At 66.9% G+C, this 26370-nt stretch carries 18 protein-coding genes and 2 pseudogenes; 10 read left to right on the plus strand and 10 right to left on the minus strand.

What is annotated here, in order from left to right; translation table 11 throughout:
• Positions 1 to 21: 21 nt before the first annotated feature.
• Together QXH22_RS10480 and QXH22_RS10485 are read left to right on the plus strand one after the other, a co-directional pair.
• A pseudogene (locus QXH22_RS10480) lies at positions 22 to 1461 on the plus strand (amino acid permease).
• A gap of 103 nt (positions 1462 to 1564) precedes the next feature.
• A complete protein-coding gene (locus QXH22_RS10485) occupies positions 1565 to 2131 on the plus strand; it encodes a hypothetical protein (RefSeq protein WP_306242863.1) in 567 nt (188 codons plus the stop codon).
• A 10-nt stretch (positions 2132 to 2141) separates the two neighbouring features.
• Here QXH22_RS10485 and QXH22_RS10490 read toward each other — a convergent pair whose 3' ends face one another.
• The 4 genes and pseudogenes from QXH22_RS10490 to QXH22_RS10505 form a co-directional block, all read right to left on the minus strand.
• Positions 2142 to 2891 carry an alpha/beta hydrolase gene (locus tag QXH22_RS10490; RefSeq protein ID WP_306242865.1) on the minus strand — a complete coding sequence of 250 codons (750 nt, stop codon included), beginning with the start codon at positions 2889 to 2891 and terminating at the stop codon, positions 2142 to 2144.
• Between the two features lie 370 nt (positions 2892 to 3261).
• Positions 3262 to 4272, minus strand: a pseudogene (locus QXH22_RS10495) (dynamin family protein); the annotation flags it as partial.
• 104 nt (positions 4273 to 4376) lie between these two features.
• Complete coding sequence (locus QXH22_RS10500) at positions 4377 to 8114, minus strand: IniB N-terminal domain-containing protein (protein WP_306275522.1); 3738 nt, start codon at positions 8112 to 8114, stop codon at positions 4377 to 4379.
• Between the two features lie 277 nt (positions 8115 to 8391).
• Entirely contained in the window at positions 8392 to 8949 is a 558-nt protein-coding gene (locus tag QXH22_RS10505; protein WP_306242879.1) for an Rv0340 family IniB-related protein, read from the minus strand.
• Positions 8950 to 9160: 211 nt separating this feature from the next.
• On the opposite strand from QXH22_RS10505, the gene iniR reads away from it, so the two are divergent.
• From iniR to QXH22_RS10525, 4 genes are all read left to right on the plus strand, one after another.
• Entirely contained in the window at positions 9161 to 11542 is a 2382-nt protein-coding gene (gene iniR / locus QXH22_RS10510) for an isoniazid response ATPase/transcriptional regulator IniR (RefSeq protein WP_306242881.1), read from the plus strand.
• Positions 11543 to 11710: 168 nt separating this feature from the next.
• Positions 11711 to 14734 (plus strand): (Fe-S)-binding protein, encoded by a 3024-nt coding sequence (locus tag QXH22_RS10515; RefSeq protein WP_306275524.1) that lies wholly within the window; start codon positions 11711 to 11713, stop codon positions 14732 to 14734.
• 30 nt (positions 14735 to 14764) lie between these two features.
• Complete coding sequence (locus QXH22_RS10520) at positions 14765 to 16054, plus strand: pyridoxal phosphate-dependent aminotransferase (protein WP_306275526.1); 1290 nt, start codon at positions 14765 to 14767, stop codon at positions 16052 to 16054.
• A gap of 122 nt (positions 16055 to 16176) precedes the next feature.
• The gene (locus QXH22_RS10525; protein ID WP_306242886.1) at positions 16177 to 17448 is read left to right on the plus strand and encodes a PE family protein; all 1272 of its coding nucleotides are present in this window, start codon (positions 16177 to 16179) and stop codon (positions 17446 to 17448) included.
• On the opposite strand, the gene rfbA is transcribed toward QXH22_RS10525, so the two are convergent.
• From rfbA to QXH22_RS10540, 3 genes are read right to left on the minus strand one after another with little or no spacing between them, the layout of a single operon-like run.
• On the minus strand, positions 17445 to 18311 hold the full coding sequence (rfbA, locus tag QXH22_RS10530) for a glucose-1-phosphate thymidylyltransferase RfbA (RefSeq protein WP_306242888.1): 867 nt from the start codon (positions 18309 to 18311) through the stop codon (positions 17445 to 17447). The genes QXH22_RS10525 and rfbA overlap by 4 nt on opposite strands.
• 15 nt (positions 18312 to 18326) lie before the next feature.
• Positions 18327 to 18701, minus strand: coding sequence for a nuclear transport factor 2 family protein (locus QXH22_RS10535; protein ID WP_306242890.1), 375 nt, complete (start codon positions 18699 to 18701; stop codon positions 18327 to 18329).
• An 11-nt stretch (positions 18702 to 18712) separates the two neighbouring features.
• Complete coding sequence (locus QXH22_RS10540) at positions 18713 to 19468, minus strand: maleylpyruvate isomerase family mycothiol-dependent enzyme (RefSeq protein WP_306275529.1); 756 nt, start codon at positions 19466 to 19468, stop codon at positions 18713 to 18715.
• Between the two features lie 152 nt (positions 19469 to 19620).
• Here QXH22_RS10540 and QXH22_RS10545 point away from each other — a divergent pair, with 152 nt between their 5' ends.
• Complete coding sequence (locus tag QXH22_RS10545; protein WP_306242895.1) at positions 19621 to 21591, plus strand: PE domain-containing protein; 1971 nt, start codon at positions 19621 to 19623, stop codon at positions 21589 to 21591.
• A 49-nt stretch (positions 21592 to 21640) separates the two neighbouring features.
• Here QXH22_RS10545 and QXH22_RS10550 read toward each other — a convergent pair whose 3' ends face one another.
• Positions 21641 to 22066 carry a tautomerase family protein gene (locus tag QXH22_RS10550; protein ID WP_306242897.1) on the minus strand — a complete coding sequence of 142 codons (426 nt, stop codon included), beginning with the start codon at positions 22064 to 22066 and terminating at the stop codon, positions 21641 to 21643.
• Between the two features lie 8 nt (positions 22067 to 22074).
• Positions 22075 to 22776, minus strand: coding sequence for an SDR family oxidoreductase (locus QXH22_RS10555; protein ID WP_306275532.1), 702 nt, complete (start codon positions 22774 to 22776; stop codon positions 22075 to 22077).
• Positions 22777 to 22874: 98 nt separating this feature from the next.
• Here QXH22_RS10555 and QXH22_RS10560 point away from each other — a divergent pair, with 98 nt between their 5' ends.
• Entirely contained in the window at positions 22875 to 23360 is a 486-nt protein-coding gene (locus tag QXH22_RS10560) for a helix-turn-helix domain-containing protein (protein WP_306275533.1), read from the plus strand.
• 110 nt (positions 23361 to 23470) lie between these two features.
• Complete coding sequence (locus QXH22_RS10565) at positions 23471 to 25444, plus strand: PE domain-containing protein (RefSeq protein WP_306276010.1); 1974 nt, start codon at positions 23471 to 23473, stop codon at positions 25442 to 25444.
• A gap of 81 nt (positions 25445 to 25525) precedes the next feature.
• On the opposite strand, the gene QXH22_RS10570 is transcribed toward QXH22_RS10565, so the two are convergent.
• Positions 25526 to 26152 carry a ribonuclease T(2) gene (locus QXH22_RS10570; protein ID WP_306276011.1) on the minus strand — a complete coding sequence of 209 codons (627 nt, stop codon included), beginning with the start codon at positions 26150 to 26152 and terminating at the stop codon, positions 25526 to 25528.
• Between QXH22_RS10570 and QXH22_RS10575 the strand changes: the two genes are divergently transcribed.
• Positions 26070 to 26354 (plus strand): hypothetical protein, encoded by a 285-nt coding sequence (locus tag QXH22_RS10575; protein ID WP_306244556.1) that lies wholly within the window; start codon positions 26070 to 26072, stop codon positions 26352 to 26354. The two genes, QXH22_RS10570 and QXH22_RS10575, sit on opposite strands and share 83 nt — an antisense overlap.
• The last annotated feature ends 16 nt before the right edge of the window (positions 26355 to 26370 follow it).

Consider the following 26370-nt stretch of genomic DNA (forward strand, 5'->3'; position numbering starts at 1 on the left):
AGGGTGGGATAGCCTGACGCGATGGCAGCGCCCGCGCGCGCGTTGGACCGCGAGGACGCGGGTTACCACAAGGCGCTCAAGAACCGGCAGATTCAGATGATCGCCCTGGGCGGCGCGATCGGAACCGGGTTGTTCCTCGGCGCCGGCGGGCGGCTCGCGTCGGCCGGCCCGGGGTTGTTCATCGTTTTCGGCATCTGCGGCGTCTTCGTGTTCCTGATCCTGCGCGCCCTCGGTGAGCTGGTGCTGTACCGGCCGTCGTCAGGTTCGTTCGTGTCATACGCGCGTGAATTCTTCGGCGAGAAGGTAGCTTTCGCCGCCGGCTGGATGTACTTCCTGAACTGGGCGATGACCGGCATCGTGGACACCACCGCGATCGCGCAGTACTGCCGCTACTGGAAAGTGTTTCAGGTCGTCCCGCAGTGGACACTGGCGCTGATCGCGCTGGTCGTCGTCGTGTCGATGAACCTGATCTCGGTCAAGCTGTTCGGTGAGCTGGAATTCTGGGCCGCCCTGGTCAAGGTGCTGGCACTGGTGACGTTTCTGATCGTGGGCACCGTCTTCCTTGTCGGCCGGTTCAAAGTCGACGGCCACGACACCGGGTGGTCGCTGTGGAGCAGCAACGGCGGCCTGCTGCCGACCGGTCCGCTGTCACTGCTGCTCGTCACCTCAGGAGTGGTATTCGCTTACGCCGCAATCGAACTGGTTGGCATCGCGGCCGGCGAGACCGCGGAGCCGGAGAAAGTCATGCCGCGGGCGATCAACTCGGTGGTATTCCGGATCGCGGTCTTCTACATCGGGTCGACGGTGCTGCTGGCCCTGCTACTGCCCTACACCGCGTACAAGGACGGCGAGAGCCCGTTCGTGACGTTCTTCAACAAACTCGGTATCTCGTGGGGCGACGACCTGATGAACCTGGTGGTGCTCACCGCGGCGCTGTCGAGCCTGAACGCCGGCTTGTATTCCACCGGACGGATCCTGCGGTCGATGGCCATCAACGGCAGCGGCCCCAAGTTCACCGCGCCGATGTCCAAGAACGGCGTGCCGTTCGGCGGCATTCTGCTGACCGCCGGGATCGGCCTGTTCGGCATCGCGCTCAACGCCGTGACTCCCAAACACGCCTTCGAGATCGTGCTGCACATCGCCGCGACCGGCGTCATCGTGGCCTGGGCGACGATCGTTGCCTGTCAGCTACGGTTCGACCAACTGGCCAAAGCAGGGGAAGTGGAGCGCCCGGCGTTCCGCATGCCGCTGTCGCCCTACACCGGGTAGGTCACGCTCGCCTTCCTGGCCGGTGTGCTGGTGTTGATGCTGTTCGACAAGGTGTACGGGCGCTGGATGCTGGCCGCCATGGCGTTCGGCGTCCCCGCCTTGATCGGCGGCTGGTTCGTGGTGCGGGGCCGGGTGCGTGACGCCGCAGCCGAGGCCGAAGCCGATGCTGAGGCCGAAGCCGACGCCGGGTAACGCTTTGCCATCGGCGCCGTTCCAAGCGCGCGTCACTGCGATGACTCGGGTCTTCCCGTGCGTAATCTGACTTCTGATATCAGATGTCCCCGGGAGTAGTGCGTTGCGGTTTTTGCAGAAGGCTGGGTGGGTTCCGCTCGCCGTCACCGTGCTGATCGCCGGATGCAGCACCACCATCGACGGCAGGCCGGTGGCCAGCCCAGGTGGCCGGGGTCCGGCCGAACCTACGTTCCCGACGCCCAGACCCAGCGCCTCTGCCCCGGCGGCACCGACTACGCCCATCGCGCTGCCGCCCACCAACCCTCCGTCGACCAACCCGGCGCCCGGCACAATCACGCTCAAACCCGATCAGAACGGCTACGTCTTCATCGAGACCAAGTCGGGCATGACGCGCTGCCAGATCAACAAGGAAAGCGTCGGCTGCGAGGCGCCGTTCACCAACTCACCTCTGAAGGACGGTGAGCACGCCAACGGCGTCCACATCACCTCCGACGGAAACGTGCAGTGGGTGCTCGGCAACCTGGGTGCCATCCCCACCGTCACGATCGACTACAAGACGTATGACGCGCAGGGCTGGACCATCGTCGCAACCAAAGAAGGCACCCGCTTCTCCAACAACGGCACCGGACACGGCATGTTCGTCAGTGTCGAGAAGGTGGACACTTTCTGAGCGCTGACCGTCAGCCGATGGTCCGCGCAAACCACTCGAGGACGGGCGGCGCCACCTGGTCCAGCGCCGACTCGGCGATGATCCAGTGCGGAAGCCCGGAATGGACCTGGTGTTCGGCGCCGTAACGCTTGGCGATCTGCCGTGAGGCCGACGACGCGACGTTTCGGTCCTCGCCCGCGCTGACGCAGAGCACCGGGCACGTCACTTCGGACGCGTTGACCCGGGTGACGGATGCTCCGACCAGCATCTGCCGGTAGACCCTGCCGGAGTCGCGAACCAGCTGCGGTACCAGAGCATCCTGTTCGGCGGCCGGCAGCGTGCACAGCGGGACTTCGCGCATCGTCCGCGGCGACGGCAGAATCGGCCTGCCCGCCAGGATGCTGGGCATCAGCGGCGCCAGGTGCGGAAGGGGTTTCAGCTGCGGCCACAGGATTCCGGGCGGTACCGAGGCCAGCAGCACCACGGCACGGGGATCGCGCGCGGCCGCCAGTTTCTGGGCAAGTAGGCCCCCCAGGCTGTGACCGATGATGACCGGTGGTGCAGCGAGCCCGTCGTAGACGCGCAGGACAGACTCGTAGAGCTCACCGATGCCGCTGCGGCGCAGCACGGCGTCGTCGGACGGTTCCCGCCCCGGCAATGCCGGTGCAACGCAATCGAATCCAGCCTCGCCGAAGAAGTCGGTCCAGGGCTTGAGCAGAGACGGACGCCCGAATGCTCCGTGTATGAACAGGACCGGCGGGCGTGGGTCGTTCGGCGCCATCGGCGATTACATCCTTTCCAAGGATTCTTGCGAGAACTGGGTCTACACATGCAGACACCGCAGGTGCGGGAAATTCATCGCCAGGTTCGTCGCCCGCTGCCCTTGCCGGTCCGCACCGACCTATAACATCGGAACCGTGGCACGTTACGGCCCACCAGACGACTTCAACAACCAGCCCACCCAGTACGGCGGCTACGGCGGACAACCCCCTCAGGGCCCGCCTCCGGGAGGGCCGCCCCAGGGACCTCCTCCCTACGGCCGGCCGCCCCAGGGTCCGCCGCCCGGTCCCCAGCATCAGCCGACGGTAGAGGGACCTCCGCCACCCGGCGGCACGCCGCTACAGAACCAACCGACGGTGGAGCACTCGCCGCACGGCCAGCCGCTGCAGGGCATTCTCGGCGTCGCGCTTGCGTCGCTGCAGATCACTTGCCAGTCGATCGCGCAGGCCGGGATCGTTGACCGACGACAGTTCCGATCCTGCCGCCATGGTCAATTGGTCTGCGGCAGAGCGGATGTCGTTGAGCACCTCGTCACGCACCCGGTCGTTTTCGCGGGTGAGCACCTTTTCGCTCAGGAATTTGACCACGGCCGGGAAATTGGACTCGTCGTTGAGTTCCTTATCGTTGAGACTCACCGCGTGGCTGCGCAGCAGCGACGAGACCGGGATGATCGGCAACGGCACCCGGGCGCGCTGCAGGTGATTGGCGTTGGCGTTGACGACCTGGCGCCAGTGCGGATACAGGTCGGTCTTGGTTGCAACGATCACCCCGACCGGGCAGATCTGGTGCGCCTTATGCAGGAACCACATCTCGGGTTCGGTGAACTCCTGACTGGCGTCGCTCACCATGAGCATCGCGTCGGCATCGGGCAGCAGACCGAGGGTCGCCGAGAGGTGCGGCTGCCCGTGGCCGCCCACGCCGGGGGTGTCGATGAACACCAGGCCGCCCTGCAGCAACGGGCTGGGCGCGCCTATCTCGACCCGCAGCACTTGCCGTCCGGTGGCCTGGGGCGCCCGGCGCAGATCAGCGTTGATGTCCTCGACCGGGATGTCGACGGTCGTTGTTTCGCCGTTGGGTCCCGCGGCGAGGACGAGCCGGGCCGACGGCTGCGCGCTGTAGCTGACGACGGTGATCACCACCGTGGCTTCGTCGTCACCCACCCGGGCGACCGGCAGATTCAGCAGGGAGTTGAGCAGCTGACTCTTGCCTTGCTTGAGCTGCCCGGCAATGACGACGCGGATGTTGGGGTCGGTGATCCGCTGCCTGGCCCGACGCAGCCGTTCCACCAGATCACCGCGTTTGTGCAGCTCAGCGAGGGCGATCGTGTGATCGATCAGTTCCACGATCACGCTGACCCGACGCGGGTCATCGGGTTGTGTCACCGTGCTGCCCCACTTTCTTGCGGTCGCGGTCTGTCAGATCAAGGTATGCGGACAAACCGGCGGGGACCATGATGGTCCCCGCCGGATTGGTTCGGTTCTATCGATCAGAACCCGTGGTGGTCGGCCGGACCGTGCGACGCCGGCGGCTCGGTGTGCGCGGGCGGGGTGTGCGGAGCCGGGTCGTGGCCGAACACCGACGGGCTCTGCGGCTCGTGGTGCGTCGGCTGCGGCTGCTCAACCGGCTGGTGCTGCTGCGGCGTGAACACCGGGCCGTGGTCGGCCGGGGCCGGGTGAGTCGGCGCGGGCGTGTCCGCCTGCGGGGCGGGCGTGTGCGGCGTGTTGATCACCGGCGGGTTCGCACCGCCGTGGCCGGTACCTGCACCGCCCTGTCCACCCGGCGTCTGGATGACCGGGCCGTGGCCACCGCCGGCCGGAGGTGTCGTGCCGCCGGTGCCGGCACCGCCGCCGGTGATGACGGGTCCCTGGCCGGACGGGAAGGTCGGGTTGTGGTCGCCCGGGGTGACACCCCCGCCGGCACCAGCACCGGCACCCGCGCCTGCGCCAGCACCTGCGCCGGTGCCTCCGGGGTTGACCCCGCCCGCACCCGCGCCACCCGCGCCGACACCGCCACCGAGCGTCGTGCCTTCCTGGCCGAGGATGTCGCCGTGTCCGCCCGCCCCGGCACCACCGTGGGCGCCGGGCCCGGTCGCGACACCGCCGGGTCCGGTGGCTGCGCCCGGTCCGGTTGCCGCGGCACCGGGTCCGGTGGCCACGGAGCCGCCGCCCGCTCCCGCCGCCGCGACGCCGCCGGGACCGGCCTGCGCGCCGGCACCGGCGCCAGCGGCACCGGAGACGCCGACGGGCTGCGGAGACGGGTGGCCGGCCAGCGGGGTGTTCCCGCCGCCACCGATGCCGAGCCCCGCGCCGCCGGCTGCGCCGGCCTGGCCACCCACGCCGACACCCCCCATCGCTCCCGCGACGTGGGGCGTGGCAGCGCCGTTCAGCGCCGCGCCTTCACTGGCGATCAATCCCGCCTGGCCGCCGGCGCCCGCGATGCTGCCTGCGGTGGCGGCGTGTCCACCAAGTGCCGCCTGGCTGGCAAGACCCGCTTGGCTGGAAAGGCCTGCCTGGCCTGCGAGACCCGCCTGACCGGCCATGCCGGCCTGGCCCGCGAGACCCGCCTGGCCAGCGATGCCGGCCTGACCGGCGAGACCGGCCTGACCGGCGAGACCGGCCTGACCGGCGAGACCGGCTTGCGCACCGGCAGCCGCGCCGGCCGGACCACCAGCGGCGATTCCACCGCCGAGGCCACCACCGAGCACACCGCCAGCCTGCGCGCCGGCACCTAGAGCTCCCCCAGCCTGGGCGCCGGCCCCCACGGCGCCACCCAAGCCGCCGCCAATCGCACCGCCGGCCTGACCACCGACAGCACCACCAATGCCGCCGCCCAGGCCACCAGCGACCGCGCCACCAACCTGACCACCAGCACCAACCGCGCCGCCAACCTGACCACCGACAGCACCACCAATGCCGCCACCAACCTGACCACCAGCACCAATCGCGCCACCAACCTGGCCACCAGCACCGATACCGCCGCCCAGGCCACCACCAATCGCACCACCAGCCTGACCACCGACAGCACCACCGATACCGCCACCAACCTGACCACCAGCACCAATCGCCCCGCCGACCTGACCACCAGCACCAATCGCGCCACCAACCTGGCCACCAGCACCGATACCGCCGCCCAGGCCACCACCAATCGCACCACCAGCCTGACCACCGACAGCACCACCGATACCGCCACCAACCTGGCCACCAGCACCGATCGCCCCGCCGACCTGGCCACCAACGCCTACCGCGCCACCAACCTGGCCACCAGCACCAATGCCACCGCCCAGGCCACCACCAATCGCACCACCAGCCTGACCACCGACAGCACCACCGATACCGCCACCAACCTGACCACCAGCACCAATCGCCCCGCCGACCTGGCCGCCAACGCCTACCGCGCCGCCAACCTGACCACCAGCACCGACACCGCCACCCAGGCCGCCGCCAGCCTGACCACCGACAGCACCACCAATGCCGCCACCGACCTGACCACCAGCACCGATACCACCGCCCAGGCCACCACCAATCGCACCACCAGCCTGACCACCGACAGCACCACCAATGCCGCCACCAACCTGACCACCGACAGCACCACCGATACCGCCACCAACCTGACCACCAGCACCAATAGCGCCACCGACCTGGCCGCCAACGCCTACCGCGCCACCAACCTGACCACCACCACCAATGCCGCCACCCAGGCCACCACCAATCGCACCACCAGCCTGACCACCGACAGCACCACCGATACCGCCACCAACCTGACCACCAGCACCAATCGCCCCGCCGACCTGACCGCCAACGCCTACCGCGCCACCAACCTGACCACCAGCACCGATACCACCGCCCAGGCCACCACCAATCGCACCACCAGCCTGACCACCGACAGCACCACCGATACCGCCACCAACCTGACCACCAGCACCAATCGCCCCGCCGACCTGACCGCCAACGCCTACCGCGCCACCAACCTGACCACCAGCACCGATACCACCGCCCAGGCCACCACCAATCGCACCACCAGCCTGACCACCGACAGCACCACCGATACCGCCACCAACCTGACCACCAGCACCAATCGCCCCGCCGACCTGACCGCCAACGCCTACCGCGCCACCAACCTGACCACCAGCACCGATACCACCGCCCAGGCCACCACCAATCGCACCACCAGCCTGACCACCGACAGCACCACCGATACCGCCACCAACCTGACCACCAGCACCAATCGCCCCGCCGACCTGACCGCCAACGCCTACCGCGCCACCAACCTGACCACCAGCACCGATACCACCGCCCAGGCCACCACCAATCGCACCACCAGCCTGACCACCGACAGCACCACCGATACCGCCACCAACCTGACCGCCAACACCTACCGCGCCTCCAACCTGACCACCAACACCAACCTGGCCACCGATACCGCCCCCAATCGCACCGCCGACACCAGCGCCGAGGCCGCCACCGACTCCCACGCCTCCGCCCAAACCAGCACCAACCTGGCCGCCCAAGCCGACTCCGCCGCCAAGCCCCGCGCCGGCGCCGATACCGCCGACTACGCCGGCCTGGGCACCGATCTCGGCCTGCACGCCGAAGCCGACACCCGCCTGAGCGCCGACCCCCACTCCGGTTCCGACACCGGCGCCCAGTCCGGCGCCGATTCCGGCCTGAACACCAAACCCAACCTCGAGTCCGGCCTGGGCTCCGACGCCGACTCCACCCGTCGGCTCGACGAAAGCCAGCCCGGGAGCGGGGCCGACGAGGCCCGTCTGCACGCCCAACCCGGTCTGACCCACCAGGCCGGCGTTGACGCCGTTCGCCAGACCCACGCCGACATCGGTCGCAACGGCGCTGGCCAACCCGACACCGGCATCCGCGGCGATCAGACCCGCATCCGTGGCAACAAGGCCCGCGTCGCTTGCGACGAGCCCGGCATTGCCGAGAACCGGTGCGGCGTCTTGTGCGATGAAACTGGAGACAACGCCCGGTTCCGCCGACGGGATCGCGAAGCCGTGCTGATCAGCCACCGCCTGCTGCAGGGCGCCGATCGGGTCCTCGGAGGAGACGACCGCCCCGGGGACTGCGCTGGCCACGGCCGAGGAAACCTCAGCGGGTGACACGTTGATGAGTCCGGCATTGGTCATGGCCTGCCCGGGGGCAGCGACGAAAGACTGTGCTGCCTCTTCACTCCGGAACAGGCTCAGGATGTAGTCCACCAGCGAGGTCATCTTCATTTCCCTTCAATCGAAACCGTGAAGTTGTTCGCCGAAGTGACCGGCGCTCTGTCATAAACCGTATGGATTCCGCGGCTCCCCCAAATCGGGGTCAGTTCCCCCAGCCGACCCGGTGCCGACCGGGATATGCGGGGATGCCCCATTAGGGGATTAGGGGAAATGCGCAGGCCCCCATTCCCGCGCTGAAAACACCCCCGTGTACAGCATTTCTGCACGTCAACACTAGTGGCCGAGGGTCACAGACGCCAGGCCGATCAATAACGAAGAAAAGTCAGCCCTGCAGCCCGTGGCTGTCGAAGCCGTGATGATCAGGCTGCGCATCGTGTGCGTGGGCGTCCGGGTGGATCACCGAGTGGTCCCAGATTCCCGCGTCGTGCGGCGGGAAGCCACCGTGGTCGAATGCGATATCCGGCGCTGCACCGCTTGCGAGCAGCGTCGACGGTTCAGGATGACTCAACGCCACCGAGGGCGGAGTGGCCGGCACGTCGACAGGCAGATGGGCAGCCGGTTGATGGATTACGCCGCTGAACGCGTCATGTTGCGGCGCAGGCACGGGTGTGTGGGGCGTGAACGCGTCGAACGCCGCCGTTGCCGCGCCGCTTGCCCACACGTTGCCGTGGTCTGCCGCGGGCATGCCGGCCACCCCACCAGCGGGCCCGGCCATCGACAGCGAATCCGACACCATCGGAATCAGGTTGTTGACATCGACGCTGGTCACATCAGTCAGGTGGGCGTCGGCGATAGCTTGGGCGGGGTTAGCGGCGTAGCGCGCAGCGGCCTCGGGATCCCGCACCAGCGAGATCACGAAGTCGAGCAAGGAGTTTGCCATCACCCACCTCCCTGCGGCACGGGCCCGCCTAGATTCAGCACTAGCAAGATGCTATCCGCTGAGCTCGCCCCTGTGTTCGGTGCGAACCCCGCCCACCCCCGGCCATCATTAGGGGGTGGCACGTTAGGGGAATAACCGGGCTACGGGGCTCGGGCCGCTATGGTGGGAAAGCCGCTGTTGTCGGGCACGGGAGCACACAGGGGGTCCGAGTTTGAGCGACTCGCTCCACGACGATCTCGCGAACGCCTCGTCCGAGGCCGTCAAGGCGATGATCGTCGGAGGCATCGGTAGCGGCAAGACGACGCTGTTGGCCAACGCCCGCGACACTCTGCTCCGCGCCGGCCTTCCAGTGCTCACCCGCCCGCCGCGAACCGACGACCCGCCCGAAACGGCCTTCGTCATCGATGACGCCCACCTACTCACCGACGCAGAGCTGCTCACACTCAGCGAACGCGTCGGCGATGGGCGCGCGACGGTCGTCATCGCGTCAGAGGCGCACGAACAGCGCGCGGCACTGCGTTCGTTGACCACAGCTATCGCACGCGAACGACCGCGCATCGTGTTGGGCCGGCTGCCGGTCGCCGAACATCAATCGGACTACACCGGGGGCTTGCCGTTTCTCGTGCACGCGGTGACGGCAAGCGGTCAGCCGCAGGCGGCCAGGGTCGCGCTGATCGAGCGATTGCGCCGGATCGACGAATCCGACCTCGACGCGCTGCTCATCATGTCGCTGACCCACGAGCTGGGCGCCGCAGATCTGGCTGCAGCTCTTGGCATTTCGGCGATGGATGCCAGGGCGCTGGCCGACAGGGCACACGCCAGCGGATTGGTCGAGCCGTCACACCCGCCCGCGTTCCTGCAGCTCGTCCATGATTGCGTCGCGCAGGTCGTCGGCAACGCCCACCACCATGAAGTCGAAACATCTTTGCTGCGTTCACAACTGGACATCTCAACCGTGTCCCCCGAGTTCGCGCTGCGACTGGCCGAGCACGGCCTGCGCGACGAACGCTTGTCCGCCGTCCTTTCCCGTCGGGCCGGCGAAATCCGTGGCGACGCTGCCCAAGCCGCGCGGTTGTATCGGGCGGCGGTCAAGATCGGCGCTGCCGGCCTGACACCGCGGCTCGGTGACGCGCTCGCCCTCAGCGGCGATTGTGCTGCGGCCGCATCATTGGCCGACGGTCTGTTGGACTCGCCAGACTTCGCCGAACGCGCTGCGGCCGTGCGGATCGCCGCCAGCGTCGCGGTCCATGACGGCAACTCCGCTCAGGCGGCCGAACTGTTCGGCTGGTTGGGTCCGTACCCGGACTCGGTGGTGGGATCTGCTGCCGCGATCGTGCTTGCCGCGACGGGCGACCTCGCCACCGCCCACGCGGCGGTGCGACTCAAAGACTCCGGCCCGCCGACGATTGCCGCACGCGCAGCCCGCAACCTGGCCGAAGGCCTGCTGCTGACCATGGACAAGCCCTACCCCACGGCCATGGCCAAGCTCAGCGGTTCCATCGCGGTCGAACAGCCGATCGGCGAAGCTTTTCCGGACAGTCCAGCAGCAGTCGTCACCCTGGCGGCAATTCACGGCGGCGACCCGGTGCGCGCCCACAGTGTGATCGGACGAGCGGTGCGGGCCGAATCGGAAGCCTTGTTCAAGCACCGGCACCTACTCCTCTGCGGCTGGATCAAGATGCAAGACGGCCTACTGCCGGCGGCCGGCGCCGACGTCGCCGCGGTTCCTGGTGCGATCCTGCACCGTCGAGACGCGCTGTGGGCCGCCGCCCTGCAGACCGCGATCGCGCGCCGAAGCGGCGATACCGGTGGGCTGCAGAAACATTGGTATGCAGCCGTCGAGGTGCTCGCAGACTATTCCCTGGACCTGTTCGCGCTGTTGCCATTGGGCGAGCTGTGGGTCGCCGCCGCACGCATGCGCCAAGTCGACCAGTTGCAGCACACCCTGGATGACGCGTTCAGCCTGCTCAACTCCCTGGGCAACCCGCCGCTGTGGTCGGTTCCGCTGCACTGGGCCGGCGTACACGCCGGAATCCTCGCCAACTCACCGGAATACGTCGCACCCCATGGGCAGGCCCTCAGCGCCGCGGCCGCGCACAGCACCCTGGCCCAGGCGCTCTCGGTTGCCGGACGGACGTGGCTGCGCGTGCTTGCGGGACAGGTGGACGCGGACGAGGTAGGTGCGGCGGCACGGTCGTTAGCCCATGTCGGATTGACCTCCGACGCCACCCGGCTCGCCGGCCAGGCCGCGCTACAGACATCCGATCCGCGAGTGGCCGGAGCCATGCTGCAACTTGCCCGCGACCTCAAGGTCAGCTTGGGTTTTGTCGAGGCGCCCGGCGCGGAGGGACAGCCGGAGCCCACCACGTCATCACCCCGCCAGCCGAGCTCGGGATCGCCGTTGTCTGACCGCGAGCGCGAAGTCGCCGAACTACTGCTACTCGGCCTGCCCTACCGCGATATCGGAGGTCAGCTGTTCATCTCGGCAAAAACCGTCGAGCATCACGTGGCCAGGATCCGTCGTCGCCTCGGCGCCGGCTCACGCTCGGAGATGCTGTCGATGTTGCGGACGATGCTTGCCCCGCAAAGCTGAGGTGTACGCCTGATCACACCCCGCATCGCTGGGCTGGTGATCTGCGCAAACTTAGGTTTGCCTACCTCGCGGCCAGAGTCCCGGAGATGTCAGTATTAGCTGGTTGACTAGCAAAGGCGCTCCCGCGCCTCATCGCATCTAAATGACGACGAATCGAGGTGGCCTTCGGTGACCACGCAGACCCTCATCCGGCTCATCGTGGGCTTGGGCATGACCGCGGTCGTGGGCGCACTGGCGCTCAAGCGCGTCTGGTGGTTGTACAAGCTCGTCATGTCCGGCCAACCGGTCTCGGGACGTACCGACGACATCGGCACCCGTGTCTGGACACAGATCTCCGAGGTGTTCGGACAACGCAAGTTGCTCAAGTGGTCAATCCCCGGTTTGGCGCACTTCTTCACGATGTGGGGCTTCTTCATCCTCGTCACCGTGTACATCGAGGCCTACGGCACCCTTTTCCAATCCAATTTCCACATTCCGATCGTCGGCCGGTGGGACGCCCTGGGCTTCCTGCAGGACTTCATCGCCCTCAGCGTGGTCTTCGGCATCGTCACATTCGCGATCATCCGATTGCGCTCTGAGCCCAAGGAATACGGCCGCCAATCACGGTTCTACGGGTCACACACCGGAGGGGCGTGGCTGATCCTGTTCATGATCTTCCTGGTCATCTTGACGTTCGCGATCTTCCGCGGCGCCTCGGCGAACACCGGAACTCTCCCCTACGGCGGCGGCGCCTTCTTCTCCCACGCCATGGGCACGCTCATGAACCCGTTGGGCACAACCGCCAACGAGTGGATCGAAACCGTCGCCCTGTTGGCCCACATCGCCGTCGCGCTTGTCTTCCTGCTGATCGTCCTGCACTCCAAGCACCTGCATATCTTCCTGGCACCCATCAACGTCACCTTCAAGCGATTGCCGGACGGGTTGGGCCCGCTGTTGCCGCTGGAGGCCGACGGGAAGCCTATCGACTTCGAAAACCCGCCCGACGACGCCGAATTCGGCCGCGGCAAGATCGAGGACTTCACCTGGAAGGGGATGCTCGACTTCGCCACCTGTACCGAGTGCGGTCGATGCCAGTCGCAGTGTCCCGCCTGGAATACCGGCAAGCCGCTGTCCCCCAAGCTCGTGATCATGGACCTCCGCGATCACTGGATGGCCAAGGCGCCCTACATCCTTGGTGAGAAGAAGGCAGAACCGCTGGAAGGTCTGGACCTTGAGACCGTCCACGAAGAGGGCCATCACGTTCCCGAATCGGGTTTCGGCCGCGTGCCCGGGCACGGACCCGAGCAGGCCGCGCGTCCCTTGGTCGGCACTGCCGAACAGGGCGGTGTGATCGACCCCGACGTGTTGTGGTCCTGCGTGACCTGCGGCGCCTGCGTCGAACAGTGCCCGGTGGACATCGAGCACATCGACCACATCGTCGACATGCGCCGCTACCAGGTGATGATGGAGTCCGAGTTCCCCTCGGAGCTGTCCGCGTTGTTCAAGAACCTGGAGAACAAGGGCAACCCGTGGGGCCAGAACGCCGCCGACCGCACGTCGTGGATCGACGAGGTTGACTTCGACGTCCCCGTTTATGGCGAAGACGTCGAAAGCTTTGCGGGATACGAGTACCTGTTCTGGGTGGGCTGCGCCGGCGCCTATGACGACAAGGCGAAGAAGACCACCAAGGCTGTCGCCGAACTGCTGTCCATCGCCGGCGTCAAGTACATGGTCCTGGGCACCGGAGAGACCTGCAATGGCGACTCCGCGCGCCGCTCGGGCAACGAGTTCCTCTTCCAGCAGCTGGCGCAGCAGGCCATCGAAACCCTGGACGGGGTGTTCGAAGGCGTGGAGACCGTCGACCGCAAGATCGTCGTCACGTGCCCGCACTGCTTCAACACTCTCGGCAAGGAATACCGGCAGCTCGGCAGCAACTACACCGTCCTGCACCACACCCAGCTGCTCAACCGGCTGGTGCGCGACAACAAGCTGGTGCCGGTGAACTCCGTCTCCCAGGACATCACCTACCACGACCCGTGCTACCTGGGCCGCCACAACAAGGTCTATGAAGCGCCGCGCGAGTTGATCGGTGCGGCGGGAGCCAACCTCACCGAGATGCCGCGCCATGCCGAGCGCAGCTTCTGCTGTGGCGCCGGCGGTGCTCGCATGTGGATGGAAGAGCACATCGGCAAGCGCATCAACCACGAACGCGTGGACGAGGCGTTGGCCACCAACGCCACCACTGTCGCGGTCGCCTGCCCGTTCTGCCGGGTGATGGTCACCGACGGCGTCGGCGACCGGCAGGAAGAAGCGGGCCGCAGCGGCGTCGAGGTCCTCGACGTGGCCCAGGTGCTGCTCGCATCGCTCGACCGCGACAGCGCCAAGCTGCCCGAAAAGGGCACCGCCGCCAAGGAGGCCGAAGAGCGGGCCGCCAAGGTGGAGAAGGCCGAGCCCAAGGCCAGCGCGGCCGCGCCCGCAACGGCACCCGTCGAAGCACCGGCCGAGGAGGCCGCCGAGCCTGCCGAAAAGCCCGCCGCCGCAACGCCGGCGGCTCCGGTCAAGGGTCTGGGTATGGCAGGCGGCGCCAAGCGCCCCGGCGCCAAGAAGGCACCGGCAGCTGCCGCAGCGCCCGCAACGGAGGAAGCCGCCGCGCCGGCCGCCCCCGCCAAGGGACTCGGCATGGCCGCCGGCGCAAAGCGTCCCGGTGCCAAGAAGGCCGCCCCGGCCGAAGCCGGCAAAGCCACCGAGGCGCCCGCCGAGGCTGCATCTACCGAGTCGGCCACCCCGGCCGCGCCCGTGAAGGGTCTTGGCATGGCTGCCGGCGCAAAGCGTCCCGGCGCCAAGAAGGCGGCCCCCGCGGCGGCCGAGCCGGCCAAGGCCGAGCCCGTCAAGGCGGAGGCGGCGCCCGCGCCTGCTGAAGCTCCTGCCGAGCCGGCCAAACCGGAAGTGCCGGTCAAGGGCCTGGGTATCGCGGCCGGAGCCAAGCGGCCGGGCGCCAAGAAGAGCGCGCCTGCCGCACCTGCTGCACCTGCTGCACCTACTGAGACCGCCAAGCCGGCGGAGCCGGAAGCGGAGGCGGCGGAGCCGGAAGCAAAGTCGGAGCCCGCACCGTCGGCTGAGTCCAATGGAGATTCTGCTGCCCCGGCCGCACCGGCGGCGCCGGTCAAGGGCTTGGGCCTGGCCAAGGGTGCGCGCCCGCCGGGTAAGCGCTGATCACGGTTTTGCACCGATCAGCAAATTTCGGTGGACAGCGATGGGACCATGGTTGACGTGACTACTCACCAGCTGCCCGCGCACTCCACCGGCCATCACCGGCAGCGCGTGTTCGCGCAGTCGTCCAAGTTGCAGGACGTGCTGTACGAAATTCGCGGTCCGGTACACCAGCACGCCGCGCGGCTGGAAGCCGAGGGGCATCGCATCCTCAAGCTCAATATCGGCAACCCGGCGCCCTTCGGCTTCGAGGCGCCCGACGTGATCATGCGCGACATGATCCAGGCGCTGCCCTATGCCCAGGGGTATTCCGACTCCAAGGGCATCCTGCCGGCGCGCCGCGCGGTGGTCACCCGCTACGAACTGGTCGACGGCTTCCCTAGGTTCGACGTCGACGACGTCTATCTGGGCAACGGGGTTTCTGAGCTCATCACGATGACCCTGCAGGCCTTGCTGGACAACGGCGACCAGGTTTTGATTCCGGCACCGGACTACCCGCTGTGGACGGCGTCGACCTCGCTGGCCGGCGGCACGCCGGTGCACTACCTGTGCGACGAGACCCAGGGCTGGCAGCCCGACATCGCCGACCTGGAGTCCAAGATCACCGAGCGCACCAAGGCGCTGGTGGTGATCAACCCGAACAACCCGACGGGTGCGGTGTACAGCCGCGAAATCCTCACGCAAATGGTCGCTTTGGCACGCAAGCACCAACTTCTGCTGCTCGCCGACGAAATCTACGACAAGATCCTCTACGACGACGCCAAGCACATCAACGTGGCATCGCTGGCACCCGACATGCTGTGCCTGACCTTCAACGGCCTGTCCAAGGCCTACCGGGTCGCCGGATACCGGGCCGGCTGGCTGGCGATCACCGGACCCAAGGACCACGCCAGCAGCTTCATCGAGGGAATCAGCCTGCTGGCCAACATGCGTCTGTGCCCGAATGTCCCGGCGCAGCACGCAATTCAGGTTGCGCTCGGCGGCCACCAGAGCATCGAAGACCTGGTGCTGCCCGGCGGCCGCCTGCTCGAGCAGCGCGACGTCGCGTGGAACAAGCTCAACGAGATCCCCGGTGTTTCATGCACCAAGCCGGAGGGCGCGCTGTATGCCTTCCCGCGACTCGATCCCGAGGTGTACGACATCGCCGACGACGAACAGCTCGTCCTGGACCTGCTGCTGCAGGAGAAGATCCTCGTTACCCAGGGCACGGGATTCAACTGGCCCGAACCGGATCACCTGCGGATCGTCACCTTGCCGTGGGCGCGTGACCTGGCCAAAGCCATCGAGCGCCTCGGTAACTTCTTGACCAGTTACCGACAGTAAGCCGTGCGGCCAAGCGAGTCCGAAGGTACAACCCATTAGAGGCGAAATGCCCTATTGAGCCTGACGCCGATGCGCGACGCTTCAATCCCCTGAGTCGATGTTGACCTGGTCGGGAGGAAGCAATGTCGTATGTGGTGGTGCCACCGGAGATGGTGGCAGCGGCGGCAACAGATTTGGCGAATATCGGTTCGGTACTCAGCGACGCGAATGCTGCCGCTGCTGCCCCGACGATGGGCGTGCTGGCGGCGGGCGCTGACGAGGTGTCGGCGGCCATCGCGGCCCTGTTCACGGCACACGGGCAGGCCTATCAGGTGTTGAGCGCGCAGGCGGCGGCGTTCCAAGCTCAGTTCGAGGCAACCTTGACCGCGGGTGCGAATGCGTATGCGACTGCGGAGGCCGCCGCCGCGGCGCCTCTACAGCCCCTCCTCGACCTCATCAATGCGCCCACGCAAGCTCTGTTGGGGCGCCCCCTGATCGGCAACGGCGCCAACGGGGCCCCAGGCACCGGGGCCAACGGCGGAGACGGCGGGATCCTGATCGGTAACGGCGGGGCCGGAGGCTCCGGCGGACCTGGCCAGAACGGCGGCAATGGCGGTGGTGCCGGGCTGTTCGGCACTGGTGGCGCCGGCGGCGCCGGCGGAATCGGCAGGACGACGGGCGGCGCTGGCGGCGTCGGGGGATGGCTGTGGGGTACCGGCGGCACCGGCGGAGCCGGCGGTATGGCATTGGCCGGGGCTGGCGGAAACGGCGGGATGGGCGGGACCAGTGGGTTGTTCTCGTTCTCCAGTGGCGGCACCGGCGGCCCCGGCGGGTACGGAGTCACCGCCGGCGGGAACGGCGGCGATGGGGGTAATTCCGGGCTGTTCGGCATCGCCGGGGCAGGCGGCACCGGCGGACCCACGACCACAGGTGTAGGCGGCTTCGGCGGGAACGGCGGCACGGGGCTGTTCAACAACGGCGGGGCCGGCGGCACCGGCGGTTTCAGCACCAGCAACGTCGGCGGGGGTGGCGGAGTAGGTGGACTGGGACTGCTCTCCAACGGCGGGGCCGGCGGGATCGGCGGTGACAGCGTCACCGGCACCGGCGGAGTCGGCGGGGTAGGCGGTGGCGGCTTGTACAACGGCGGCCCAGGCGGGGCCGGGGGGACCGGCGTGACCGGTGGGACCGGCGAAAGGGGCGGCAACAGCGGATTCTTCGGCAATGGCGGCAACGGCGGGGCCGGCGGCACCGGCACGGTGACGGGCGGGAACGCCGGTTATGGCGGTGCCGCCGGGCTGTTCGGCGACGGCGGCAATGGCGGCAACGGCGGGGCCGGCCCTACGAAGGGGAGCCCCAACGTCGGCGGCCCCGGCGGAGTGCTGTTGGGCGCGAACGGGTTGAACGGCTTGGCTTAGTTGCGTTCCAGCAAGTCCAGGAGATAACCACCGTAGCCGGACTTGACCAGGCTCTGACCCCGTCGCGCCAGCTGCTCGTCGTCGATCCAGCCCAACCGCCACGCGACTTCCTCGGGAACGCTGACCTTCAGCCCCTGCCGCAGTTCCAGCGTTCGAACGAAATCGGCTGCGTCCAGCAGGGAATCGAAGGTACCGGTGTCCAGCCACGCGGTACCGCGGGCCAGCACCTCGACGGCCAGCCGGCCGCGATTGAGGTAGATCTGATTGACCTCGGTGATCTCGTACTCGCCGCGCGCCGACTTCTTCAGACCCTTGGCGATCTCGACCACGTCGTTGTCGTAGAAGTACAGACCCGGAACCGCGTAGTTCGACTTAGGGGTGGCCGGCTTCTCCTCCAGCGACACCGCCATACCCCCCGCATCGAACTCGACCACGCCATAGGCCGACGGGTTGGCCACCCAGTAGGCGAAAACTGCTCCGCCCTCAATGGATTGGAACCGCCTCAGGCTGGTGCCCAGCCCCGGTCCGTAGAAGATGTTGTCCCCCAACACCAATGCCACCGAATCGTTTCCGATGTGGTCGGCGCCGAGCACGAATGCCTGGGCAAGGCCGTCGGGGCGTTCCTGCACCGCGTAGGTCAGGTTGATCCCGAATTGCGTTCCGTCGCCGAGGAGTCGGTGGAAACCGGGCGCGTCATGCGGGGTGGTGATCATCAGGATGTCGCGGATCCCCGCCATCATCAGCGTCGTCAGCGGGTAGTAGATCATCGGCTTGTCGTAGACCGGCAGCAACTGCTTACTGATGCCCATGGTGATCGGATAAAGCCGGGTGCCCGAGCCGCCCGCCAAGATGATCCCGCGCATACTGACTCCTCAGCCTCAGTCGACCCGATCGTTCTCGGTGAGTTCGGTCGCCGCCAGCGCCGAGGCCAGGTCCGCGTGACGGAACACCGACGTGACGTGGTCGTGCACCACGCGGAATGCCGACGCGGTCGTCGACGCGTTGAACGGTTTGTTGCGATCGCTGATCTGCTGTTCGACGACCACGATGCCGTCGTGCACATACATCCGGCCCAGTTCTGCCCTCGCCGTCAGCGACGTGACCCACCGGCGCAGCGCGTCGTGCCCCTGAAGTGCCCCTTGTGCGTCACCGATTTCGATGTCATCGCTGGACAGAGCGACCAGGGTATCGATGTCGGCGCTGTTCAGAGCGTCATGCCAGGCGAGCACCGTGGCGATCTCGGAGGTGGTCATGAGCAGCAAGTCTAGAGAGGCGTGCGGTCCAGCCATCTCTGCCATACGGCTTCGTCACCGAAAACCGCGATACCACTGCCGGCGAGCGGCACGCGGCGTGTCATCGCCAACAACAGTTCAGTGGCCGTACCGCGCAGTGCGACGGTGCCTTTGCCGTGTTCGTGCGACCACCTGACCACGACTTCTTCTACGGCTACCGTCCATTCGCCGGCATCGCCCAGGCCCGGATCGGTGGCGTGCAGATGCAGGGTGTCGCCACCCTCCAGGGGGAGCGCCGCACCGTCCTTTCCGGCCTGGATCACGATGCGTTCCAGGAACTCGTCGATCCCGTCGGCCGCGACCTCGGCATCGAGGGCAAAGTCAGCGCCCACCGCCAGGGCAGCGTCCGCACGATGGACGGCGTTCTCGTGAAGGCGGCGGCGGATCCACCACTTCGCCGGCCGGGGACCGAGGAACGTCCAGACCGGGGTTTGCGCTCCGGTCGCTTCGACCGCATCGACCAATCGCTGCGCGCCGCCGCTCAGCCACGAAATCGCCTCGTCCAGGTCCGGGGGCGGCTTACCCTCTTCGACACTGCGGAAATCGAGGAAGCTGTCCATCCGGTCGCGGACGATCTGCGCGGCCCACCGGTCGCCGCGCCCGACGTGGCGGAACAGTTGGTCGAGCGTCCAGCCCGGACAGGTCGGCACCGGTGTCGACTGATCGGCACCGCGGATCAATTCGCCGAGAGCCCGGGTTTCTTCGAGGTAGGCCGACGCGTAGTCCACTGGGGTGACGCTACTCGCGATGTGTATAGACGGTCACGGCGTCCAGTCGCGTCACCAGTCGATGTGCCTGCTTGGCGAAGCGACGGCGTCGGGTAACTTATGACCACCGTCACACCGTCCGACTAGTCACGAAGCTGCCCGGGAGGACCACGATGTCGTATCTATTCGCCACACCGGACCTGATCGTGACCGCGGCGGCGGACGCGGCGAGTATCACCACCTCGCTGACGACGGCGAACCTGGCGGCATTGAATTTGACCAGCCCGCTGGCCGCCGCTGCCGGTGACGAGGTCTCAGCCGCGATTGCCTCCCTGTTTTCCGGCTACGCCCAGGAGTACCAAACGCTCAGCGCGCGGGTGGCGGCGTTGCAGGACCAGTTTGCGCAGGCGCTACGTGCCGCCGCCGGGGCGTACGGCCTCGCCGAGGCGGTCAATGCCGGCCCACTGCAGGGCGTGGCCGACGAAATCCTGGGTGCGATCAACGCTCCGACAAACCTCCTGTTGGGGCGTCCGTTGATCGGCGACGGGTTCGACGGCGTGCCCGGTACCGGTCAAGCCGGTGGCGACGGCGGGATCCTCTGGGGCAACGGCGGCCGGGGCGCGTCGGGCGGACCGGGTCAGACCGGCGGGCGCGGCGGCAGTGCCGGCTTGATCGGTAACGGTGGTGTCGGCGGCACCGGCGGCATCCGAGGCGGAGTCGGCGGTGGCGGCGGCACGGGCGGGTTGCTGTGGGGCAGCGGCGGGGCCGGGGGCCTCGGCGGTGTAGGCGGCGGGACCATTCTCGCCGGACCGGGTGGAATCGGCGGCCGCTCATTGTCCTTCTTCGGCGCCCCCGGCGCGGCCGGCCACACCGGGACGTACTACCCGGACGTGAACTTCGCGACTCCGCAAGAGGCCGCCCTACTACTACTGACCACCCCAGATGCGAACTTCCTGTTGATCGGCACCGACGGCACCAATCTGAGCAGGATTCTCGCCGATCCCCTCGGCACCCCGAATTTCCACGCGTTGATGGCGCAGAGTGTCACCTCAGCGTCGACGATCGTCGGGCACACCACCGTGTCGAACCCGTCCTGGACGACCATTCAGACCGGCGTGTGGAGTGAGACGGCCGGCGTGGCCAACAACATCTTCACGCCGTGGACGTATGACGACTGGCCAACCGTGTACAACCAACTCGAGGCCGTCTATGGCAACGAGATCAACACCACGGTGATCGCGGACTGGGACGTGATCACCGACATCGCCGGCGCCGGCTCGCACCGCGCCGACAACATCGTCTTTGTCCCGCAGATCCCGGGTGACACCGATTGGCTGGCGACGTCGACGCTAGTCGGCGAAAAAGCCCAGGCCGCGATAATGGCCGCCGACCCGACCAAGGGCAATCTGATCTTCTCGTACTTCACGGGTCCGGACATCAACGCGCATGCATACGGCGGCGATTCGCCCCAGTACGCGCTGGCACTACGGAACATGGACGCCAACCTTGGTTCCCAAACCCCCGGCGGTGGGGGCATGTTGGGGGCGATTTACGACTGGGAGGCCCTGCACGGCGAGCAATTCTCCGTGCTCGTGGTGACCGATCATGGTCAACTGGGGCCGGCGCAGTTCGGCGGCATCACCCACGGCTTCCAATCACCCTTGGAGACAGCGTCATTCCTCATCTGGGACCAGGCTGGCAATGACCTGCGGGACGGATGGATCAACAACTCTTGGCAGATCGTCAGTACGACGCCGACCATCATGGATCAATTCGGCCTTCCGACGCCGGCGTACATGCAGGGTGCGCCGCTGACGTCCTCCGTCTTCGACGGCACCTACGTCAATCCCGGCACCAACTTGTTCAGTGCGCTCAGCGCCGACTTCGCGGCGCAGGGTTATCCCGATCCCGTGAACACTGCGGTTCTGACATCACGCACTCTCGCCGCCTCGGTTCCTTATCTTGCATTTGAGCCGATAGCCGACATCATCCATTCGGTGCCGAGCTTCTTGCAGGTGCCCGTCTCGTGGATCGGTGCGGGCGTCTACCAATCGCTCAACATCCCCGCACAGGTCTGGGTCCGACTCACCGGCGTGACGGGCAACGAAATAATTCCGCCGATTCTCAACCCATTCCTGAACTGAGCGTCGACCGGCCACTGGCGCCGCCGCTGAGCCCGAAGGCCATCGCCATTCAGTAGGCAGAAGCGACATTGGCTCGCGCCCATGCCTTTTCGGCGTCAGATCCGCCCGGCGGTGGAACCAGACCGTTGATCATCCAGAGCTCCTCGCTGGTTTCGTCGACGTGAAACTCCCAGTGCAGGCCGGGCCGGGCCTCGGCGAGCGGGGACAGGATGCCGTTGATCCAGCGGGTGATCCGCTGCCGGTCGGCGGTGCTGTTCGAGTGCCGCGCGATGTGATCGATCACGACACGCACACCTACCGGTGTCGGCTCACCGCCGACGTAGAAGTCTTCGGTTCTGGTCTCCTTGAACAACGTGATCACGTAGAACCGGGGCAGCCCGGCCTTCACGTAGTGATCGGTGATCCGGGTTGCCAGTTCGCGCTTCTCGGCGTCGGTGAAGACTCCCGGGGTATGGTGAATCGTCCACAGCGGCATGATGATTCCTAACGGGCCGGGGTAAAGGCCAGGTTCTCCACCGGGCCCGACAGTGCAGCTTTGACGTTTACGGTCACGTCGTCGACGAGAACCTCGACGGCACCGGCTTCCAACCCGTCCACGATGCGTCTGGCCACTTCGGCCGGTGTCGTCTTCTGCATCGGGATGTCGGCGACCATGTCGGTGTCGATGAATCCGGCATGCACGCCGACGACCTGGGTCTCTTGTGAGGCCAATTCCAGTCGCAGCGAGTTGGTCACCGACCAGATCGCGGCTTTGGACGCGCCGTAGGCGCCGCTTCCGCCCAGCCAGGACAGCACCGAATGCACGTTGACCACCGCTCCCCCGCCGTTGGCAGCCAGGATCGGCGCGAAAGCCCGAGTCACCCGCAACGGCCCGAACACGTTGATGTCGAACGTTTCCGTGACGTGATCGAAGCTTCCCGTCAGCAGCGAATCGGGGATGAGGATGCCGGCGTTGTTGATCACGATGTCGGCATCGCCTGCTATCCGGGCAAGTGCTGCGACCGAGTCCGCGTCGCGGACCTCGAGTTCACGGGTGACGACCTGCGGGCGGTCATCGGTGAAGGAGCTTCTGGCGGTGGAGTAGACCTTCCGTGCCCCGCGCGCCAGCACCTCGTCGACCAATGCCGCACCCAGCCCGCGCCGGCCTCCCGTCACGACAACCACCTTGTCGGCCACTGCAACCATCTCGCACTTCCCTTCATCCGATCTGACTAACGATTTCGTTATCTAGATACAAGCACGCTATCCTGGGTAACGCAATCGTTAGTTATGTGAGGTGCGCCATGGATTTCGAGAAGAGGCTGCGCGACCGCACGAAGTGGTCGATCGGCGAGGGGTGCCCGATGGCGAAAACCCTCGATCTGCTGAGCACCAAGACCACGTTTCTGGTCCTGCGCGAATGCTTCTACGGCACGACACGATTCGAGGACTTCGTAGACAGGATCGGCGCCTCGGCGCCGGCCGTGTCGCGGGCGGTGAAGCAGCTGGAGGCCGCCGGGATTATCGAGCGGGCGCCCTATCAGGAACCGGGCCACCGGGTTCGCGACGAGTACCGCCTGACTCCGGCCGGCAAGGATCTCCTACCCGTGCTTCTCGCGCTGGCGCAGTGGGGAGACAAGCACCTACACGGCGGCCGCGGTCCGCTGCGTTTCGTCAACGCCACGAGCGGTCGGCCACTGGAGGTGCGGGTCACCGACGAATCAGGCTGTGCGGCAGAGGATCCCGATGAGATCCAGATCCGGGCCAATCCGGCTTTCCGACGGCGGTAGGACAGCGGGTTACCCTGCACTGGCAAGGTGTGCATGCCCTGACGAGGTACATTATGAGCTCCGTCACTTCCTTCGAAGGCGCCGAGAAGCTATCGGGTGGGAGGACCGCCATGTCGCATCTGGTCGCTGCAACCGAGCTGTTGGCGGCCGCCGCGGCCGACGCAGCGGGCATCAGCTCCTCGCTGCGGACCGCGAACCTGGTGGCAGCTGTCCCGACCAGCGCATTGGCGGCTGCCGCCGGTGACGAAGTGTCGGCGGCGATCGCCTCGCTGTTCTCCGGCTACGCGCGGGAATACCAGGCGCTCGGCGCGGACATCGCGGCGTTTCATGAACAGTTCGCACAGGCGGTGCGAGCCGCGGGTGCGGCCTACGGCGTCGCCGAGGCGGCCAATGCGGGCCCGCTGCAGGCCGTGGCCGATAACGTCCGGGCCGCGATCAATGCGCCGACAAATTTGCTGTTTGGTCGCCCACTGATCGGCGACGGGTTCAACGGCACCCCCGGCACCGGGCAAGCCGGTGGTGACGGCGGGATCCTGTGGGGCAACGGCGGCGCGGGTGCCTCCGGTGGCCCGGGCCAAGCAGGAGGCCGCGGCGGTAATGCCGGACTGGTTGGCAACGGTGGCGTCGGCGGCACCGGCGGTATCCGGGGCGGGGCAGGCGGCACCGGCGGCACGGGCGGGTCGTTGTGGGGTAGCGGCGGAGCGGGCGGCACAGGTGGTGTCGGCGGCGGCACCATCGCCGCGGGGCCCGGCGGGATCGGCGGCCGGGCATGGTCACTGTTCGGTGCCCCGGGCGCGACCGGCAACACCGGGATGTACTACCCGAACGTGATGTTCGCGTCGCCGGAAGAGGCCGCCCTGCTGCTGCTGGCCACGCCGGACGCGAACTTCCTGCTGATCGGCACCGACGGCACCAACCTGGCCAAGATACTGGCCGATCCCCTGGGGACCCCGAACTTCCACGCACTAATGCAGCAGAGCGTCACCTCGGCGTCGACGATCATCGGACACACCAGCTTCTCCAACCCCTCGTGGACGACCATTCAGACTGGGGTGTGGGGCGAAACAGCCGGCGTGAGTAACAACGTCTTCACTCCCTGGACGTATGACGACTGGCCGACCGTCTACAACCAGCTCGAGGCCACCTACGGCGACGAAATCATTACCACGGTCATTGCCAACGGCACCGGGGGCATAGCCGAGATCGCCGGAGCCGGCTCGCACCCCGCCGACCACATCGAATTCGTTCCGCAGGTCCCGGGCGACACGGACTGGCTCGCGACGCAGGACCTCGTCGGCCAGAAGACGCGAACCGCCATCTCGCTGGCCGATCCGGACAAGGGCAATCTCATTTTCTCGTACTTCGCAGGTGTCGATCACGTGGGCCATGAGTACGGCGGCGACTCGCCTCAGTACGCGATGGCTCTTCGGAACCTGGACGCCAATCTCGGTTCCCAAACCGACGGCGGTGGCGGCTTGTTGGGGGCGGTATGGGCATGGGAGAACGCGAATCCCACCGAGGAATGGACCACCCTGGTCGTCACCGATCACGGTCACATCGGGCCCGACCAGTTCGGCCGCGGGCACGGCTTCCAATCACCCAGCGAGACAGCAACGTTCCTCATCTTCGATCAAGCTGGCAACGATGCGCGGGACGGGTTCATCAATAACTCGTGGCAGATCGTCAGTACGACGCCCACGATCATGGATGCATTCGCCATTCCGCCGCTGCCCTACATGCAGGGTGCACCCCTGACGTCCCCCGCCTTCGGGGGCACCTACGTCGATCCCGGTGTCAATCTGTTCAGCGCGCTCAGCGCCGACTTCGCCGCACAGGGTTTCCCCGACCCTCTGACCGATGCGACTCTCGTGTCGCGGACCATCGCAACATCGATTCCCTATCTGGCATACGACCCGATAGCCAACATCGTCCACTCGGTGCCCAGCTTCCTGCAGGTACCGGTCTCGTGGATCGGTGCCGGCGTCTATCAATCACTTAACATCCCCGTACAGATCTGGGTCCGGCTCACCGGCGTGACCGGCAACAAAATCATCCCCCCGATTCTTAATCCATTCCTTCCCTAGCTGATTCGACCTTGCGTCGAGCCTCGGGCGTCAAGCGCCGGCAGTCGGCGATCCCGGGTGCACAGTTCGCGCTGCTCCAATTCATGGCACGCGCCCAGACCGACAGCCGGCGGGTATGGTCGGCCCTTTGCCCAGCGCGTCGCTCAGCGTCACTGTTCGGCCATCGTGTCCAAGTTCGGCGACCGGCGGAAACGACAGGCGGACCTCGTAAACTACGAGTCCTTCCCGTTCAACGCTGCGACACTTCAAACCAACACGGGCGCCGGACCCCCTGCCGAATTCAGCATCGACGCGGTCACGTACCACGTCGGCAGATAACTGCCCGCCCGCAGCCGTCTCGAAGACCGGATCAAGGGTTTTCCTGACCTGTTCGGTGAGCGATATGGCGTTGCCGAAATAGGCAACCGGCGTGACACCTGAACACGTTCCATGCCGGTACCACTCGTGTGGGGCTACGGCCGTGGCGTCCGACATTATCGACTGCAATTGCATTTGAACGTCCTCAGGCAGAGTCAGTGTGGGCGATTTGTCAGCGGGCGATCCAGCGGGACGCCCAGCGACATGTCCTGGCACGCCGCAAAATTGCTCGCTAGCCGGCTGCGGCCAAAGTCCGTGGAGTATCAACGTGCGCCCCATTTTTCTGACGTGCCCGTTTGCGCAGCCGGGACTGGAGGACGCCACCTTGCAAAGACTGGGCGCCCATGTCATCACCAGCAGGCTAGAGGTGCTATTTCCGGGGTCGTTCACCGGCGACCCGGGCGAGCGATCGGCGGCCACAAACCTGAAGACGATGACCGCGGCGACCACCGCCGCCAATCCGGCCGATACGGAAATTACGGCTACGTCGCCCCGCTTCATGCTGCAATCTTCTCAAGAAGGCTTGTCCTCAGAAACGGGCGATCCGGCCTGATGTAATGCGCAAAATG

The sequence above is a fragment of the Mycobacterium sp. TY814 genome, from assembly GCF_030755175.1.
Taxonomy (GTDB): Bacteria; Actinomycetota; Actinomycetes; order Mycobacteriales; family Mycobacteriaceae; genus Mycobacterium.

Coding starts and splice junctions, on each gene's coding strand:
- QXH22_RS10525 (WP_306242886.1), top strand. CDS start 16,177: ATGTCGTATGTGGTGGTGCCACCGGAGATGGTGGCAGCGGCGGCAACA.
- QXH22_RS10560 (WP_306275533.1), top strand. CDS start 22,875: ATGGATTTCGAGAAGAGGCTGCGCGACCGCACGAAGTGGTCGATCGGC.
- QXH22_RS10555 (WP_306275532.1), bottom strand. CDS start 22,776: ATGGTTGCAGTGGCCGACAAGGTGGTTGTCGTGACGGGAGGCCGGCGC.
- QXH22_RS10505 (WP_306242879.1), bottom strand. CDS start 8,949: ATGGCAAACTCCTTGCTCGACTTCGTGATCTCGCTGGTGCGGGATCCC.
- QXH22_RS10550 (WP_306242897.1), bottom strand. CDS start 22,066: ATGCCGCTGTGGACGATTCACCATACCCCGGGAGTCTTCACCGACGCC.
- QXH22_RS10535 (WP_306242890.1), bottom strand. CDS start 18,701: ATGACCACCTCCGAGATCGCCACGGTGCTCGCCTGGCATGACGCTCTG.
- QXH22_RS10545 (WP_306242895.1), top strand. CDS start 19,621: ATGTCGTATCTATTCGCCACACCGGACCTGATCGTGACCGCGGCGGCG.
- QXH22_RS10565 (WP_306276010.1), top strand. CDS start 23,471: ATGTCGCATCTGGTCGCTGCAACCGAGCTGTTGGCGGCCGCCGCGGCC.
- QXH22_RS10500 (WP_306275522.1), bottom strand. CDS start 8,114: ATGACCTCGCTGGTGGACTACATCCTGAGCCTGTTCCGGAGTGAAGAG.
- QXH22_RS10490 (WP_306242865.1), bottom strand. CDS start 2,891: ATGGCGCCGAACGACCCACGCCCGCCGGTCCTGTTCATACACGGAGCA.
- rfbA (WP_306242888.1), bottom strand. CDS start 18,311: ATGCGCGGGATCATCTTGGCGGGCGGCTCGGGCACCCGGCTTTATCCG.
- QXH22_RS10570 (WP_306276011.1), bottom strand. CDS start 26,152: ATGACATGGGCGCCCAGTCTTTGCAAGGTGGCGTCCTCCAGTCCCGGC.